Source organism: Sorangium sp. So ce185, from assembly GCF_051526825.1.
In the GTDB taxonomy this organism is placed as follows: domain Bacteria; phylum Myxococcota_A; class Polyangia; order Polyangiales; family Polyangiaceae; genus Sorangium; species Sorangium cellulosum_D.
On record NZ_CP150316.1, the window covers coordinates 11,727,879 to 11,745,080 of the forward strand.

Consider the following 17,202-nt stretch of genomic DNA (forward strand, 5'->3'; position numbering starts at 1 on the left):
AGTGTCGCCTGGAACGGCTATGCGCCCACGGGCCGCCGCGTTAGTCGGCCGCATGGATTCCGCGTACCTCCTCGCGATCGATCAGGGCACCACCGGCACGACATCCCTCCTCATGGACACGGCGGGCGCGACGCTGGGCCGCGCGACGCGCGAGTTTCGCCAGCATTTCCCGGAGCCCGGGCTCGTCGAGCACGACCCGGAGGAGATCTGGCAGAGCGTTCGGGACGCCGTGGGCGAGACGCTCAAGGCGGCCGGCGTGGCGGGCAGCGCGATCAAGGCCGTCGGCATCACGAACCAGCGCGAGACGACGCTCGTCTGGGAGCGCGCGACCGGAAGGCCGATCCACCGTGCGATCGTGTGGCAGGACCGCCGCACGGCGCCGCGCTGCGCCGAGCTGCGCGCCGCGGGCCACGAGCAGGCGGTCGAGGAGACGACCGGCCTCGTGCTCGATCCGTACTTCAGCGGCACGAAGCTCGAGTGGATCCTCGACAACGTGCCCGGCGCGCGCGCGCGCGCCGAGCGCGGCGAGCTCTGCTTCGGCACGATCGACAGCTTCCTCGTCTGGCGCCTCTCGGGCGACGCGGCCGGCGGGGCTCCGGTGCACGCGACCGACGTCACCAACGCGTCGCGCACCCTGCTCATGAGCCTCGCGTCGCTCAGCTGGGACGACGCGATGCTCGCGATGCTGCGGATCCCGCGCCCGCTGCTGCCCGAGATCGTCGGGTCGGCGGGCCGCATCGCCGCGACTCGCGGCTTCCCTCACCTGCCGGACGGCATCCCGATCGCCGGCATCGCCGGCGATCAGCAGGCGGCCCTCTTCGGCCAGGCCTGCTTCGCGACGGGCGACGCCAAGTGCACCTATGGCACCGGCGCCTTCGTGCTCGCCAACATCGGCGATCGCCCGCTCCGGAGCCGCTTCGGCCTGCTCACCTCCGTGGGCTGGAAGATCGGCTCCGAGGTGGTCTTTGCGCTCGAGGGAAGCGCCTTTATCGCCGGGGCCGCGGTGCAGTGGCTCCGCGACGGCCTGGGCGTCATCAAGAGCGCGGCGGACGTCGAGGCGCTCGCCCGCAGCGTGCCCTCCAGCGAGGGCGTCACGTTCGTCCCGGCGCTCTCCGGCCTCGGCGCGCCCTACTGGGATCCGGACGCCCGCGGGATCATCGTCGGGGTGACGCGCGGCACGACCGCGGCGCACCTCGCCCGCGCGACGCTCGAGGGAATCGCGCTCTCCGTGACGGATCTCGTGCGGGCGATGGCCGACGACCTGGGCCACCCGGTGCGCCGGATGCGCGTGGACGGCGGCGCCGCCGCGAACGACCTGCTCATGCAGTTCCAGGCGGACGTGGCGAACGTCGCTATCGAGCGCCCCACCGACCTGGAGACGACGGCGCGCGGGGCCGCAATGCTCGCCGGCGTCGGCGCCGGCCTCTTCCGGACGAAGGAGGACTCGGCCCGCATGTCCCGTGTCGGGCAGAGCTTCCAGGTCGCGATGACCGAGGAGGATCGCGCGTCCCACCTCCGCCGCTGGGCCGACGCGGTGGCGCGCGCGCGCTCGCAGCGCGGCTGATCGCGCCCCGATTCCCCTGAATTTCCACGCTGTTTTCCGCTTGAACCAGGTCTTCCGAAGCTCGCTCCCGAGCCGTCATCGCGCCGCCGGCTCGGCGGCCGAACGGGCTTCCGGATCAAGGAATCAACCCTAGGTTGCGAGAGTTAGGCCCAGAAGCCCCCAACCAGCGTAGAGTGCTATGACGACGGCGCATTTCCGTTCAAACTTGGTGCACTTGAACCGAGGCGCGCGGCCAGCCCACCGCCGCCTCGCTGCTTTCGATGGAGACGAGGAGGACATGCCGACTACCGAGAATGCTTCAGCCGGCGGGACGGCCGTTCGCGACATCCCGATCGACTGGGAGGCGCTGGAGGACGCCTTCGAGAACAACGCCCCAGAGGTGCACTCGTACCTGCACCTCGGCACGGGCGACGTGCTGCGCGTGGTCGACGGCGTGGCCGATCCTCAGATGCACGCGCGCATCGCGGCCGATGCCAACTACCTCCGGATCGATCCCGTGAGCTCCCGCGAGCAGTACCGGTGGATGGAGCGCTACATCCCGATGGTGGAAGACATGGAGCTCCAGGCGAAGCTCAGCCAGGCGATCGACGGCAAGGGCGCGTTCCGGCGTTTCAAGGATGTGCTGATGTCCTACGGCCCGGAGCGGGAGCGCTGGTTCGCCTTCCGGAGCGAGCGGCTGCGGATCTTCATGGAGGCGTGGCTGAGCGCCCACGCGCTGAACCCGGTGCCCCGCCCGCTCTGGGTGCCGGAGGTGCCGGCCCGCCCGGAGGCCGCCGCGCCCGTGGCGCCCGCGGTCGAGCCGCCGCCGCGCGAGCGCGAGCGCGAGCGCGAGGAGGTGCGGGAGCCCCGCCGCGGCAAGAGCGTGGAGAGCCTGCGCAAGAACCTCCGCGACATCGCGGAGGCGCTCGGCCCGCGGGATCTCGACACGCTGACGGCGTTCGCGGAGTTCCTGAAGGCGCGCCGCGCGGCGCGGTCGTTCGCGCACCACTACCACGAGGCCCAGGGTCCGGCGGACGAGGAGTCCGGGCCCGCCTCGCAGGAGATCGCGAGCGAGTCGCGCAGCGACACGGCGTGAGGGCGCGCCGCCGGCGCCGCGATCGCGGCGCCGGGGCGCTGGCCTTGAGGTGGGAACGGAGGGGAGCGGCGGCTTCGATCGCCGAGCGGTCTAGAAGTACCAGTCGGTGCGCGCGCCGATGTAGTGGCCGACGGTCGAGCGCGCCCGGAAGTTGGCGGGGTTCCCGTCCGCCTCGTCGCGGAGGTTGAAGGCGCGGATGTACGGCGACATGTTCTGCTGGACCGCCGCCTCGTTGTAGATGGCGGCCGTGTAGATGAGCTTGAAGTGCGGCCGCGCGCCGGTGCTCAGCTCACCCGTCGGCACGAGGGTCGGGACGACCGAGAGCTTGATCGCGGTGCCCAGGTCGGCGTCGCCGTCCTTGCGCCCCTGGAACGAGGCCTCGATGACGGGGTGGAAGATCTTGTGGGCGAAGATCGCGGCGTTCGCCTGGACCGAGAAGTCGAACTGCTTGTCGGGCACCCCGGCTGCCGCGGCGCCGTCGGCGTCGATCGCAGCCTTCGTGAAGTGGAAGGTGCCGAGGCCTTCGAGGGCGACGACGTCGCCGATCCGGAAGCCGACGTGCTCGACGGCCTCGACGCCGAAGGAGCCCGAGTAGGTGCCCTCGTCGTTCGGAGCGCCCCACGTCTGGTAGGTCTTCGCGCCGCCGGCCGCGCCGTTCGCGATGCCGGTGCCGAAGCGCACGGAGGTGTCGCTCCAGTTGCCCTGGCCGAGCCCGAGGTGGAGCTTCGCGCCGATGACGCCGCCGAAGTCGGCCTTGCCGTTGTCGGGCACCGCGATCTCCGGCCCCTGCTTCGCGGCCGGGAGGACGTGGAACTCGCCGTGGACCTTGACGTGGTGCTTGGCCTCGCCGCCGAACTCGAACTTGTAGTTACCGGCGAAGATGGTGCGGAAGCGCTCGAGGCCGACCTGGGGGTCGTCCGTGGGGAAGTTGTAGACCGGGAACGAGGCCTGGTCGGCCGACGACCGCCGGTAGCCGAGGATGGCGAGCTTCAGGTTCTCGTACGTGATACCGCCGCCCTGGCCGCTGAGGTCGTCGAGGTAGAAGTAGTCGCCGATGGGCGCGTACTGCTCGCGGAAGAAGCGCGCGCCGCCCCAGACGCTGAGCCCCGGGACGATGAAGTTGCCGGCCTCGATGTAGGCCTGGTTGAACTGGAGCGTGATCGCCTGGCCATCGTTCGAGGACGGGTTCATGAACTGCCCGCCCCACTGCCGCCAGATGGCGAACGTCATCTCGGACTTCACGAAGAAGTCCTGCGGCGTCGCGCCCTTCACCACGTGGGCGACGAACGACGGCTCGGAGTAGTCATCCTCCTCGTAGCGGCCGCCGATGCCGAACCCGAGCAGGTTCATCGACTGCCCCTGGGCCTTCTGCCCGTAGAGCGACCACGCCATGCCGAGGCGTGAGTACCAGTGCCACTCGAAGTTCTCGCTTCCCACGGCGTGGGCCGACTTCGGCGCCGCCGTGAGGCAAATGGCGGAGACGGAAACCAGCCCGAGGGCTCGGACTGCGGCGCGCCGACCCGCGATTCGCATGCTGGGAACCGACGACCTGTCTCTCTTAAGTGATGTCATCGAACGACGCTCCTATCCATTTCTTGGAGTGTGCTTGGGGTGATGGGGAGGTGATGCGGCCAGATGGCCAGAGCGGCAGAGGAAGCGGCCTGTCAAGAGAATCTAAGGATGGCTCTGTGCGACAGAGCCGCCCGCCGCCACACACGTGGGGCTCGCGGGGGGCACAGTTAACAGGAACGTTCTGTTCATGTCAAAGGTCTCCGAAGCACCCTCAGCAGTTTGTTGCCTTCTGCGACGCGTCAAGATTAAGTGGCCGAAATCACTTGTCTTAACGAACCTTAACCGTTCCCCCGGGCCACGAGCCGAGGCGCAGGGTGACGCATTGCGCCAAAACAGCTCGATCCGGATGAAGTGCAGCCAAAAGAATCCACGCGACGCCTGGCGCGTTACCGGGAGTGCTCGGCGCGCGCGCGACGCGACTGCGAGGCTGCGTTCGCGAGCCGCGGGGGCGCGGTTTCCGTGCTGCGGCGGCGTCGCCAGAGCGCGCGACGCGGCGCGGATTGTTTCGGGACCTCGAACTCGGGTTTTCGTCTCGAGGCGAGCGGAGCATCGCCTGCGGGGCGTCTCGCTCTCCTGCGTTGTGCCCCGGCGCGCCCTCCCGTCCGAGGAGCGTCATTGACGATCGCGCGCGCCGCGCCCGTCTCCCCCGCGAGCACCCCTGCGCGCGCGCGCAGGGCGACGCGGCAGCGCGCGGCCGCGGGAGAGGCCCGCTCCGGGTACGCGGTATAACGCAACGCGTTGTCACGGCGTCACGCTCGACGCAGATCGTGAGCGGGGCAGTCTCGACTGCCGTGCACCGCGAGGTGGACACGTTCATGTCCAGGAAGGGCGTTACGCGGTCGCCGCGAGACACGTCATGTTCTCGCCGCGGGCGGCGCGGCGCTCGGACGACAGGCACGATCCCGCCGCGCGAGACGCATGGACGCGGATCGCTGGCCGGCGAGGGCCAGACGGCGGCTCAGCGCTCGTCGGCGACGGCGGCGATCACCCCGTCGAAGAACTCCGCCACGCCGGTGCTGTCGAGCAGCCGGTTCCAACCGATCTCGTCGAAGGGCTCCGGCAGGCCGTGATTCGTCAAGAGGATCCCGAAGAGCTCGCGCGCCGGGTCGATCCACACGAACGTGCCGGTCCCGCCCGCCTTGCCGAAGGAGCCTGGGGACAGCCGCGTTCCGCCGTTCGAGAAGCGCGGCGTCCAGATCTCCCAACCGAGGCCCTTCGGCGCGAGCAGGAGGTTGTTGAGGGGCGAGGTGTCCGTCGCCGCGGCGGTGACCCGAGGCGTCTGGTTCCGCGTCATGGCGCGGACCGACTCCGGGGTGAGCACCCGCGCGCCGCCGTAGCTGCCGGAGCCCATGATCATCTGGCAGAAGATGGCGATGTCCATCGCCGTGGTGAACACGCCGTCGCATCCCGTGATCCCGCCGAGCGCGAAGTCCTGCTCGTCCTGCACCTCGCCGCGCACGAGGCGACCGCGGCGCGCCGAGGTCCCGGTCGCCGCGATGCGCGGCGCGAGCTCCGCCGGCGGGTTGAACATCGTGTCGTGCATGCCGAGCGGGCCCCAGATGTGCGCGTGCGCGAAGGTGCTCAGATCCGTGCCGGAGGCGACCTCGACCAGCCGGCCCAGCAGGCGGTAGGTGAGATCGCTGTAGAGCACCGACGATCCCGGCGCGACCTCGAGCGGCGTCTCGGCCATGGCCTGCCACGCGGCCTCGTCGTCCGGCGCGTCGAGGAGCTGGTGGTCCATGGGCAGCCCGGCCGAGTACCGGAGCATATCGAGGACGGTGACGCCCGACTTCCCGTTCGCGGCGAAGCGCGGGAGGTACGACGCCACCCGGTCGGAGAGCTGGAGCTTGCCCTGCTCGACGAGCGCCAGGATCGCCGTGGCGGTCGCCAGCACCTTCGTGATGGAGAGGACATCGAACATCGTGTCGAGCGTGACCGGCTCGCTGCAGCCGGCGACCTTGTTGCCGAACGCCCGGTGACCCACGATGACGCCGCGCCGCGCGACGAGCGCGGTCGCGCCGGGGAAGAGGCCGTCGTTCACGCGGCGCTGCACGCGCGCGAAGACATCGTCGATCCGCTCCGAGCTCATGCCCACCATCTCCGGGAAGCCGGTGGCGAGCACGGTCGACGTCGTCGCGCCGGCGGACGCGCTGCCGAGCACCGCGGGAGCGACCGCGGTGAGCGTCGCGATGCCGCCGAGTCCGCGCAACAGATGCCTGCGATGAAACGAACGTTCTCCGGGTTCCATGTGAACAGCTCCTTGCGAGGTCTCCTCACGATGCTCGTCGCCGACGCCGCCGAGCGGCGGGCGCGCGCTCTCCCACCGCCTCTCCCGCACACGAGGACACGGCCGCGGCACACCGGATCACAGAGCGCCGCGCGCGAGCGCGACGCGACGGCGCCGCGCCCCGACATCGAGGCCTGTGCGCCGGGTTCGCGGCGCGATCCCGGAGACGCCCAGCGGGGAGGCCTGCTCAGCCCGCTCGTCGTGGTGGCTCCCCGAGCGCGCCCACGTCCGGGATCGACCCCGCCGCAAAGGCCGCTCGCGACATCGCCGTCGGCCGGGCGCCGCGCCGCGCCGGCGCGATCGCGCTCTCCGGCGGCTCACGAGCGGCGCACGGCCAGGGTCTCGTGCTCTATCTCATCGCTCCTGGAACGCGTCCTCCAACGCCGATCGCCGGCATGTAGCCCCAGCGAACACCCCTACGGATACGGCGCACTGGACCCCCCTCCCGCGCGATCAGCACGGAAGCGCCCGCGCTCCAAGTTGCCTGGACTGAACACCAGGCGACGCTGCAGTATCGCTTCGGTGTCCTTCAATATCAAGAGATAGAATCCACCTGCGTTATCTCTTCGACCTCTTCCACCTCTTCCGCGCCTCGAGCAGCGTAGTTCCGCGTCGTTCCGCGTCGTTCCGCGTCGCACCGCAGGCGCCGATGGGCGCTCTGGCGGGCGCCATGGGTCGCGGAAAGCGGGCGGACGCACGTCGGTATAGGCACGTTGCGCCGGCGCAACGCGGAGACCACGCGAAGGGGGTTTTCCCGAGGCGGAGGCGCCGGAGGGCCGGCGCCTGGCGATGCGTGAGGCGCGCGGCGCTCTTCGTTCGCGCGCCTCGCGACGCGCGTTTCGTCCGCCGCCCGGCGCGCGCTCAGCGCGCGGGCACGACGTTCAAGGAGACCCGGGCGCGCGCGCTCTGGTAGTAGGTGTCGAGCGCGTGGGCGAGCCGCTGCGCGACGTACCAGCGCTTCAGCGCCGGGGCGACGTCCTCGTAGCGCTGATCCTTGAACGGCGTGGCGCCGGAGCGCAGGACGAGCTTGAGCTCGAACTCGCTGGGCTCGAGCATCGGCGCGACCATGCGGTCCAGGTACAGGCTCGCGCGCGCCTGTCGGCGCAGCAGCGCGTCCAGCTCGTCGGAGCTCACCCCCTCGGCGGCCGCCGCGGCGAGGAGGCGCGCGCGGCCGCGGGCGCGCTGCTCCAGCGAGAACCGGGCCGCCTCGGCCCGCTGCGCGACCTCCGCCGACGTCGGCGCCGGCGAGATCGGCAGGCTGGCGAGCAGCGTCTCGGCGATGTGCCGATCGAGCGCGGCGCGGACGTGCCGGTCCCGGTAGAGCCCGGGCTCCGCGTCGGGGTCGGCGAGCGCCTCGATGCGCGCCTGGAAGGCGAGCTCCCGCTCGAAGACGAACTGCGGGCGGCGCACGCCGCCCGTCTCCGGCGCGTGCCAGCGCACGACGACGCGGTCGAGCAGCATGGGCGCCGGCGCCGGGACGCCGGAGTCCTGGCCGCGGGCGCTCCGGACCGGCGACGCGAGCGCGAGCAGCGCGGTCAGCGTCGTGAGGAGCCCGAGTCGGCGCACGGCGGCAGGCTAGCGCAAACCGCGGCGCGCGTCCCAGGCGCGCGCCGCGGCCGGCGGCCAGGCGCGCGCCGCGGCTCGCGGAACGATCGGCGCGCGGCTATAGGAGGAAGGTATGTACAGGCAGTTCGCGCTCGAGGGCGAGGTCCACGCCTCGCTCGACTGTGTGCCGCTCTCGGTGCGGCGGAAGCTCGACCTCGCGGAGCTCAAGATCTCGCTCGCGGGGTGGCAGGCGCTGTCGCGCGCGGAGCGGCTCGCCCTGTGTCACCTGCCGGTCGATACGGACGAGGACCTCGCCGTCTACGCCGACGTGCTCCGCGGCTTCGCGGCGCGCGCCGGGGTCGACCTCACCCCGCTCGCGGGCGCGCCGGTGCGCCGCTCCGCCTGGGATCCGGAGAGCGTCGTCGCGCGGCTGCGCGAGCGGCTCGGCCCGGACGGCGCGCTCGACGGCGCCGCGCTCGGCCGGCTGGCGGCCCTGACCGAAGAGGAGCGCTACGCGATCGTCAAGCTTGCCGATCCGAAGCGCGGGCCCGAGAAGCTGCGGGCGCTGCTCGGCGAGCTCGGGCTCTCCCGGGGCGACGGCAGCGAGGCGACGCCCGGCTGAGCGGCCGAGCGGCGCCGCCGTCGCCGCTCGAGCCCATGCCCGCCGCGCTGTCCCTCCGACGTGTCACCGCCGCCGTCGCGGCGCTCGCCGCCCTGTCGCTGCTCCTCCCCGCCCGCGGCGAGCCGCCTCGAGGGGGCGGCGCGCGCGCCGCGATCCGCGTGGGCCTCGTGTTCGACGTCGGCGGGCGCGGGGACAGGAGCTTCAACGACGCGGCCGACCTCGGGCTCGCCCGCGCCGCGCGCGAGCTCGGCGTCACCACCGAGGTGCTCGAGCCGAGCGGCGCCGAGGACCGCGAGGCGGCGATGCGGCTGTTCGCGGCGCGCGGCTTCGATCTGGTGATCGGCGTGGGCTTCATCTTCTCGACCGACGTGGAGGTCGTCGCGCGCGCTTTCCCGGCGACCCGCTTCGCGTGCCTCGATTTCGCGGCCGTGCCCGGCCGCGCCCTGCCCGAGAACCTCGCCGGCCTCACCTTCCGCGAGGAGGAAGGGGCCTTCCTGGTCGGCGCCATCGCCGGGCTCACGACGGCGACGGGGCGCGTCGGCTTCATCGGCGGCATGGACATGCCGCTCGTCCACAGGTTCGAGGCGGGCTACCGCGCGGGCGTGCGAGAGGTCTGCCCCGCGTGCGGCGTCAGCGTCGCTTACGCGGGGACGACGCCCGACGCGTTCCGCGATCCGGTCAAGGGCAAGGCGCTCGCGGTGAGCCAGGTCGCGGCGGGCGCCGACGTCCTCTTCCACGTCTCCGGGGCGACGGGCCACGGCGTGTTCGAGGCGGCGCGCGACATGGGGGTCAAGGCGATCGGCGTCGATCGAGACCAGCACGACGAGATGCCGGGGACGGTGCTCACCAGCATGATCAAGCGCGCCGACGTGGCGGTCTTCGAGGCGATCCGCGCGCTCGTCGAGGGCCGCTTCGAGGGTGGGATCGCGTCGTTCGGCCTGGCCGAGGGCGGCGTCGGCTACGTGAGCGAAGGCCCGCACGCGGCGGGGATCCCGGCCGCGGCGAGGGCGCGGGCCGCCGCGCTCGCGGCGCGGATCGCGCGGGGCGAGCTCGAGGTGCCGCCCGCGCCGACGCCCGCCGCCGCGGGGCGAAGGCGCGGCGCGCTCACCACTTCACCATGACCTTCGCGGGGTTGACCTCAGCGGTGACGCGCGGGACGTCGATGAGCACGTCGAGGAAGTCGCTGCCCGGCTGGCTCAGGTCGAGGTTCGCCGCCTTGGGCTCGACGCGGGCCACGATCGAGTCGGGGTTGACGGCGCCCACGTCCTCCGGCGTCCCCGTGATCCTCACCTGCACCACGGCGGGCGAGACCGTGGCGCGCGGGATCCCGACGACCTCGACCCTGCGGTCGAAGGTGCGCGTGGCGAGCTCGCGCCCGATCTCGAGCGTCGCCATCACGCTGTCGACGTCGTACGTCACGAGCTTCGGCGGCCGCTCGAGGGCGAGCTGCCGCTGGTACGTGCCCTCCGTGAGCCCGCTGATGTCGAACGGCGCGGTGCGCGCGAGCTGCATCACGTCGACCACCGAGCGCGGGCCGCGGGCGCTCACCGACGGCGGCTCGACCGAGATCATCCCCTTCACGATGAATCCCTGCGCGGTGTCCCCCGTGCGCGGCACGTGCACCGGGATGGACCGCGTGACCACGTCGTCCCAGCGGAGCTCGATCGTCGACGGGTAGATCTGATCGACGACCAGCCCCGCCGGCATGTGGAACATCGAGGAGTCGAGATCGATGCGCGTCTTCGCGCCGTCCCGGAGGTCGAGCCGCAGCGTCCCGAGGCTCTCCGAGCGGAGGTCGTCGAGCTGGGTCCGGGGGCCCCGCACCGTCACCGCCACCGCGTCCGTGACCTGGGTCATGAGCTGCCGGTGACTCGACTCGGGCGGGAGGATCAGGACGACGCTGAGCATCAGCGTGCGCTGGGCGTTCTCCGCGCCGTGGATGAAGGCGTAGAGGCACAGCGCGAAGGTGATCGAGAGCAGCTTGAGGCCAAGGTTGTCGAGCAGCGCCGAGCGGAGCGCCTCGCGGATGCCGGCCAGCGTCATGGCTCATCTCGCGGAGGTGCCCCCTCCGCGCTCCCCTTGGACGCGGCGGTCGTCGCGACCTGCCCCGTCGGAACGAAGGTGCGCTGCGACGGGACCGGAGAGTCCGTCGCGGCGGCGGTGGCGTCGACCAGCGCCGGCCGGCCGCGCTCGGACGGGCGCTCCACGTCCTGCGTGGTGGAGGTCGCGCCCGGGCTCCGCGCGTCGGCGCTCGTCCCCACCGCGGCGCGGAGGTCGGCGCTCGACCCCGCCGCGGCGCGCGCCTCGGCGCCCGAGCGCATCGGCGTGGAGGTCGACATCCGCGCCATCGGCCGCGCCTCGGCCTCGGCGGGCGGCTTGATCATCGACGACGTCTTCGTGACCGGCGCCGCGGGCTTGGCCTCGATCGGCGCGGGCTTCGCCGCGACGGCGGCGGGCTTGCCGGGCTCGTGGCCCGGCGCGGCGGCGACCGGCGTGGGGCTCACCGCGGGGCTGCGCGCCGGCGGCGCCGGGAGGCTCGTGCGGCCGCTCTGGGCGACCTTCTTCGCGAAGCGCCGCCGGCGCGACGAGCGGCCGAAGAGCCCGAGCAGCGCGTGCCGCAGCGACTGGCCGTCCAGGTTCGAGACGATGTTGCCGCTGAAGCAGAAGCTGATCGTGCCGCGCTCCTCGCTGACCACGACCACGACCGCGTCGGTCTCCTCGGTGATGCCGAGCGCGGCGCGGTGCCGGGAGCCGAGGCTCGCGTCGAGGATCTTGGTCTCCGGCATCGGAAAGAAGACGCCGGCGCGCGCGATCTTGAGATCGCGGATCAGCACCGCGCCGTCGTGCAGCTTGTTCACCGACTCGGGGACGAAGAGCGAGACGAGCAGCTCCCGGGTCACCACCGAGTCGATGTGGATGCCGTCGCTCTTGACGAACTCCAGCACGTTCGCGTCCTGCTCGAAGGCGATGATCGCGCCCATGCGGTGGCGGGCGAGCTCGGTCGCGGCCGCCACGACCTCGTCGATGACGCGCGACTGCTGCTCGCGGCCGCTCGTGAACCAGTTGCTGCCGCCCACGCGGATGAGGGCGCGGCGGATGTCGTTCTGGAAGACGACGACCACGATGAGGATGATCGACGAGAGCAGCCACGAGAGGAGGTTGAGGAGCGTCGTCAGGCCGAAGATCTTCGCCCCGAGGTAGATGAGGAAGACGATGCCGAGCCCGAGGCCCATCTGCATCGCGCGGGTGCCGCGCAGCACGAGCAGCGCGCGATAGACGACGTACGCGACGATGAAGATGTCGACGAGGTCCCGGACGATCTGCGTCACCGGCCTCGCCGAGAAGAGGCGGAGGAACCCCTCAACCATCGCCGCGCGCCCCCTGGGTGAGGGGAGCCCCGGCGCCGCGCCGCTCGCGCGGGCCCGCGCGGTCGTTCGCGCGGTCGTTCACGCGATCGATCGCGCGCATCACGTCGAGCGCCTGTCGGACGGCGCGGACGTCGTGGACGCGCACCGCCGCGGCGCCGCGCGCGGCGCACGCGAGCGCGGCCGCGACGGTGCCGCCGAGGCGCTCCGAGGGCGGCGCGAGCGCGGCGCCCGCGCCGTCGCCCCGCTCGGCGGCCTCGGCCGCCGCGGCGCGCGCGAGGAACGACTTGCGGCTCGGCCCGACGAGCACCGGGAAGCCGAGGGCGCACAGCTCGTCGAGCCTCGCGCACAGCTCGAGCGACTGCCGCGCGTTCTTGGCGAAGCCGAGGCCCGGGTCGAGGACGAGCTCGCCCCTCGGCAGGCCCGCCTCGAGCGCCCGCTCCGCGGCGCTCGACCACTCGCGCGCCACGTCGGCGACGACGTCGCCGTAGGCGCCGTCGGGATAGGCGGAGAAGCCGGCCATCGCCGACATCGGGCCGCGGCTGTGCATGAGCACGAGCGACGCCCCGCGGCGCGCGCAGAGCGCGCCGAGCTCAGCCGCGCTGTCGAGCGAGATCGTGTTGACCACCGCCGCGCCGTCGTCGAGCGCGCGCGCCGCGACGACGGGAGAGGTCGTGTCGATGGAGACGACGACCCCCCTCCTCACCGCGCCGCGGACGCTCCCGCCGATGCGCGCGATCTGCTCGTCGTCCGGCACGGGCTGCGCACCCGGCCGCGTGGATTCCGCGCCGATGTCGATCATGTCCGCCCCCTCGGAGAGCATCGCATCGATCTGCGCGAGAGCCGTATCTTCATCCGCGAAGCGACCGCCGTCGGAGAAGGAGTCCGGCGTGCGGTTCAGCACCCCCATGATCACCACGCTCCTGCGGCGTTCGAGCAGCATGCGCAGCGGGGACATTTCCTGTGGGTAGCAACTTTTGCGCCGAACGGCAATTGTCTGCTCGAACCGATGTTTTCCAGGAGCAGTTGGAACATCGTGAGGGTGGTCCGGCGCCGCGCTCCGGCGTCGCCGTCGTGGCCAGCGGGCGCGCGCCGGCGTTCTCGACGTCGCGCCGGCGCGCCGGCGCGAGCATTCGGCGCCGACGCCAGAGCGTGGCGCTCCGCGCGCCGCTGACTCGGCCACGCTTCTTTGCTAGGGTCGCGGCTACACCTTGACATCGGCGGCCGCCAGCGGCCGTCCGGTGGCGGCGGGATCACGCGCGAGCGTGCCCCGTCAACCGTTTCTCAGGCTGCATCCAGCGGACGAGACCGAGCGGTTCCATGCTGCGCACGCGTATCCGGGCAGGTCCCCTCGCCGGCTTCGTCTTGAGCGTCCTGTTCGCGGCGTTCTTCGCCGTGCTCGGCGTGGGCGAGCTCTTGGTCCCGTCGCTCGCGCCCGAGATGGGCAAGCCTGCGCCCGTGACGCTGCGGGTCCCGTACGGTCCGCGGATCGTGCGCGACACGCACGACGGGAGCTTCTCGCTCTCGTACGAGCACGCGCGCGTGATCGTGCCGCGCGGCACGGTGCTGTCGGAGCAGAACGAGGATCACAACGCCGCGATGGCGTACGAGACGGTGCGGCGCATGCGCCGGCCCGGGCTCGGCGCGCGCGTCGCGAGCATGTACGTCATCTATCTCATCGTCTGCCTGATGCTGACGGTCTACCTGCGCCGCTTCGGGCAGAACCGGGTGCGGCTGCTCCGGACGCAGGTGGGCATGTTCGTCCTGATGACGGCCTCGCTCGTCGTCGCGAAGCTCCTCTTGCTCTTCACGGCGCTGCCCGAGTTCTGGATGCCCGTCGCCGCGCTCCCGCTCTGGGTGGCGATCGCCTTCGATCGGCGGACCGCGTTCCTCGTCGAGGTGGGCGTCGCGTTCATCGCCGCGTCGCTGCTCCGGTTCGACGTGGTCCTCCTGTCGGTGCTGCTCGTGCGCGGCATCGCCGCGACGATGTTCTTCTTCAAGCGCAAGGGCTCGCGGCAGCTGCTCGTCGCGGGCAGCCTCGCGGGCCTCGCCGGCGCGATCGGGTTCGTCGCGCTGACCGTGCTGTTCGAGGGCAGCTTCGACCTGGTCTCGGATCTGAAGCTCTGGCTCGGGTCGAACGTGCTGTCCTGCATCGGCGGGGGGCTGCTCGTCGGCGTGCTCGGGCGGAGCCTCAGGGAGCCGGCCGAGCGGGCGATGGGGCACGTGCCCCGCGACAAGCTGCTCGACCTCACCGATCTGGAGCAGCCGCTGCTCAAGAAGATGGCGGCCGAGGCGCCGGGCAGCTGGGAGCACGCGCGCGCGATGGCGAACCTCGCCGAGGCGTCGGCCGCGGCGATCGGCGCCGACGCCCTGCTGACGCGCGTGGGCGCCTACTACCACGACCTCGGCAAGACGGTGCAGCCCAAGTACTTCATCGAGAACCTCGCGCACGGCGAGCGCTCGCCGCACGAGGATCTCGATCCGGAGGTGAGCGCCGACGCCATCATGGCGCACGTCGTGATGGGCACGAAGATCCTGCGGGAGGGCAACATCCCCGAGCCCGTGGTGGAGTTCGCGTACACCCACCACGGCACGCAGGTCGTCGAGTACTTCTGGCACAAGTGCGTCGAGCAGGGGAATCCGAAGGAGCTCACGCAGGAGCACTTCCGTTACCCCGGCATGAAGCCGCAGACGAAGGAGACGGCGATCCTGATGCTCGTCGACTCCATCGAGGCGGCGTCGCGGACCATCTGGCCGCCCGAGCACAAGAAGTTCGAGGAGATGATCCAGCGCGTGATGTTCTCGAAGCTCGCGTCCGGCCAGCTCGATCAATCCGGGCTGACGATCGAGGACCTGCGCATCATGACGACCCGGATGGCGTCGACGCTGGTCAACATGTACCACGGGCGCATCAAGTACCCGTGGCAGCGGGAGGCCGATCGCGCCGGGCACACGCCCGCGCTCCCGACGGCCACGCCGCACCCCGTGCGCCCCGCCACGCCCACGCCGGTGCCGCCGTCCGGCGCGGTGGGGCGGGACGGGAGCGCCGCCCCGCCGCCCGCCTCGACCGCGCGGGGCGCGGCCGCGGCGGCGCCGGCGGTCAGGGACGACGCCGGGGGCGCCGCGAAGGACGAGAGCCCGGCGGAGTCCGTGCGGACGCCGAAGAAGACGCACTGAGCAGGCCGCGCGTTCGCGCGGAGGCGCGGCGGCCTGCCCCTGGAAAGGACGGTCCGATGCCCCCGACGATCGAGCAGAGCTTCATGAAGGCCCTCTTCCACGGCATCATCGCCGAGGACATCATCTTCCCGTACCCCGAGATGCCCGCCGAGGACCGGGAGACGACGTCGATGATCCTCGACAGCGTGCGGAGGTTCTTCGGGTCGAGCGTCGACAGCGCGAAGATCGATCGAGAGCACGCGATCGATCCCGGCCTCTTGGCCGAGATGAAGAAGCTCGGGCTGATGGGCCTGCAGATCCCGGCCGACCACGGCGGCGTCAACCTGAGCAACATGGCGTACACGCGCGTCATGCAGGAGGTCGGCGGGCTCGACGCGTCCATCGCCGTCACGCTCGGCGCGCACCAGTCGATCGGCTTCAAGGCGATCCAGCTCTTCGGGACGGAGGAGCAGAAGCAGCGCTACCTCCCGAAGCTCGCGACCGGCGAGTGGATAGCCGCCTTCGCGCTGACGGAGCCGGGCGCCGGCTCGGACGCGGCGGCGATCCGGACGCGCGCCGAGGTGTCGGCCGACGGCTCGTACTACACGCTGAACGGGTCGAAGATCTGGATCACGAACGGCGGCTTCGCCGACGTCTTCACAGTGTTCGCCCGGACCTCCGCCCTCGAGGAGGGGAAGAAGCCGAAGCTCACGGCCTTCATCGTCGAGCGGGGCATGGGCGTGAAGAACGGGCCGAACGAGCACAAGCTCGGGATCCGGGGCTCGTCGACGACGGAGCTCTTCTTCGAGGACGTGAAGGTGCCGAGCGAGAACGTGCTCGGCGAGGTCGGCAAGGGCTTCAAGGTGGCCGTCGAGGTGCTCAACAACGGGCGGCTCGGGCTCTCGGCGGGGTGCGTGGGCGCCTGCAACACGCTGATCCGCCTGGCGCTCGACCGGGTCCAGGAGCGGCGCGCGTTCGGCCGGAGCATCGGCGATTTCGGGCTCATCAAGGACAAGATCGCGACGATGCTGGCGCACACGTACGCGCTCGAGTCCATCACCTACCTGACGGCGAGCCTCGTCGACGCCAAGGTCCCGGACTTCTCGATCGAGAGCGCGATCTGCAAGGTCATGGGGAGCGAGACCCTGTGGTTCGTGGTCAACGAGACGCTCCAGATCGCGGCCGGCATCGGCTACATGCAGGACTACCCCTACGAGCGGCACCTGCGCGACGCGCGGATCAACATGATCTTCGAGGGGACGAACGAGATCCTGCGCTGTTTCATGGCGCTCTCCGGGATGAGCGGCCCGGGCAAGGCGCTCGCGGACGTGGCGAAGGCGATGCGAGAGCCCATCAAGGGCTTCGGGCTGCTCAGCGACTTCGCGATCCGCAAGGCGAAGTCGGTGCTCGGGCGCGAGCGGATGTCGAAGGCGCACCCGCTGCTCAGCCGGGAGGCGGTCATCTTCGAGGACTACACGGCAGAGCTCGCCACGCACAGCGAGGACATGCTCCGGAAGCACGGGCGCGAGATCGCCGAGATGCAGTATGCGCAGCGCCGGATCGCGGAGATGGCCATCGACCTCTACTGTATGGCCGCGTGCATCTCACGCACGACCCGGGCCATCGAGCGGCGCGGCGAGGAGGGTGCGCGTCGTGAGATCGATCTCACAACCGTGTTCGTCGGCATGGCGCAGAAGCGGCTCAGGCAGCATGTTTCGGACTTCCAGAAGAACGACGACGAGCTGCGCAAGGCCATCGCGGTGCGAGCCTATGCGGATCGCGCCTACCCGTTCGATATTCTCTGATCGCATCCCGGCGCACCTCGGCTGACATCGAGTACCATGGAGTCACCTCGAGGGAGATGAGCGCCCCACATCTCCTGCGCCCACGCGGATCAGGCGTGTCGCGCGCTGCGCCCCGATGACCCGATGACTCGATGACCCGATGACCGCCCGAGCGCGCCGAGCGAGTCAGAATGACACGCTCCATTTCCGGAAGTTTTCACCGCACGGCATG

General features: G+C 71.5%; 12 protein-coding genes. 6 read left to right on the forward strand and 6 right to left on the reverse strand.

The window, feature by feature from the left end:
- Window positions 1-52 precede the first annotated feature (52 nt).
- Complete coding sequence (glpK, locus tag WMF26_RS43255; RefSeq protein ID WP_437997484.1) at window positions 53-1,564, forward strand: glycerol kinase GlpK; 1,512 nt, start codon at window positions 53-55, stop codon at window positions 1,562-1,564.
- A gap of 277 nt (window positions 1,565-1,841) precedes the next feature.
- Entirely contained in the window at window positions 1,842-2,639 is a 798-nt protein-coding gene (locus WMF26_RS43260) for a UPF0158 family protein (protein ID WP_061623802.1), read from the forward strand.
- A 90-nt stretch (window positions 2,640-2,729) separates the two neighbouring features.
- Here WMF26_RS43260 and WMF26_RS43265 read toward each other — a convergent pair whose 3' ends face one another.
- The 3 genes from WMF26_RS43265 to WMF26_RS43275 all read right to left on the reverse strand — a co-directional run bounded on the left by WMF26_RS43265 (window position 2,730) and on the right by WMF26_RS43275 (window position 8,064).
- Window positions 2,730-4,076 carry a carbohydrate porin gene (locus tag WMF26_RS43265; protein ID WP_437997485.1) on the reverse strand — a complete coding sequence of 449 codons (1,347 nt, stop codon included), beginning with the start codon at window positions 4,074-4,076 and terminating at the stop codon, window positions 2,730-2,732.
- A 1,093-nt stretch (window positions 4,077-5,169) separates the two neighbouring features.
- Window positions 5,170-6,420 carry a serine hydrolase domain-containing protein gene (locus WMF26_RS43270; protein WP_437997486.1) on the reverse strand — a complete coding sequence of 417 codons (1,251 nt, stop codon included), beginning with the start codon at window positions 6,418-6,420 and terminating at the stop codon, window positions 5,170-5,172.
- Window positions 6,421-7,359: 939 nt separating this feature from the next.
- Window positions 7,360-8,064, reverse strand: coding sequence for a hypothetical protein (locus WMF26_RS43275; RefSeq protein ID WP_437997487.1), 705 nt, complete (start codon window positions 8,062-8,064; stop codon window positions 7,360-7,362).
- A gap of 112 nt (window positions 8,065-8,176) precedes the next feature.
- Between WMF26_RS43275 and WMF26_RS43280 the strand changes: the two genes are divergently transcribed.
- On the forward strand, window positions 8,177-8,665 hold the full coding sequence (locus WMF26_RS43280; RefSeq protein ID WP_437997488.1) for a nitrate reductase associated protein: 489 nt from the start codon (window positions 8,177-8,179) through the stop codon (window positions 8,663-8,665).
- A 35-nt stretch (window positions 8,666-8,700) separates the two neighbouring features.
- Window positions 8,701-9,786, forward strand: coding sequence for a BMP family lipoprotein (locus tag WMF26_RS43285; protein ID WP_437997489.1), 1,086 nt, complete (start codon window positions 8,701-8,703; stop codon window positions 9,784-9,786).
- On the opposite strand, the gene WMF26_RS43290 is transcribed toward WMF26_RS43285, so the two are convergent.
- From WMF26_RS43290 to folP, 3 genes are read right to left on the reverse strand one after another with little or no spacing between them, the layout of a single operon-like run.
- On the reverse strand, window positions 9,770-10,708 hold the full coding sequence (locus WMF26_RS43290; protein WP_437997490.1) for a CdaR family protein: 939 nt from the start codon (window positions 10,706-10,708) through the stop codon (window positions 9,770-9,772). The genes WMF26_RS43285 and WMF26_RS43290 overlap by 17 nt on opposite strands.
- The gene (gene cdaA, locus WMF26_RS43295) at window positions 10,705-12,033 is read right to left on the reverse strand and encodes a diadenylate cyclase CdaA (RefSeq protein ID WP_437997491.1); all 1,329 of its coding nucleotides are present in this window, start codon (window positions 12,031-12,033) and stop codon (window positions 10,705-10,707) included. The genes WMF26_RS43290 and cdaA overlap by 4 nt, the downstream gene beginning before the upstream one ends.
- Window positions 12,026-12,973 carry a dihydropteroate synthase gene (folP, locus tag WMF26_RS43300; RefSeq protein WP_437997492.1) on the reverse strand — a complete coding sequence of 316 codons (948 nt, stop codon included), beginning with the start codon at window positions 12,971-12,973 and terminating at the stop codon, window positions 12,026-12,028. The genes cdaA and folP overlap by 8 nt, the downstream gene beginning before the upstream one ends.
- Window positions 12,974-13,350: 377 nt before the next feature.
- Between folP and WMF26_RS43305 the strand changes: the two genes are divergently transcribed.
- Together WMF26_RS43305 and WMF26_RS43310 are read left to right on the forward strand one after the other, a co-directional pair.
- Window positions 13,351-15,207: an HDIG domain-containing metalloprotein gene (locus tag WMF26_RS43305; protein WP_437951918.1), complete on the forward strand. Its 1,857-nt coding sequence runs from the start codon at window positions 13,351-13,353 to the stop codon at window positions 15,205-15,207.
- A 56-nt stretch (window positions 15,208-15,263) separates the two neighbouring features.
- On the forward strand, window positions 15,264-16,991 hold the full coding sequence (locus tag WMF26_RS43310; RefSeq protein ID WP_437997493.1) for an acyl-CoA dehydrogenase family protein: 1,728 nt from the start codon (window positions 15,264-15,266) through the stop codon (window positions 16,989-16,991).
- Window positions 16,992-17,202 lie beyond the last annotated feature (211 nt).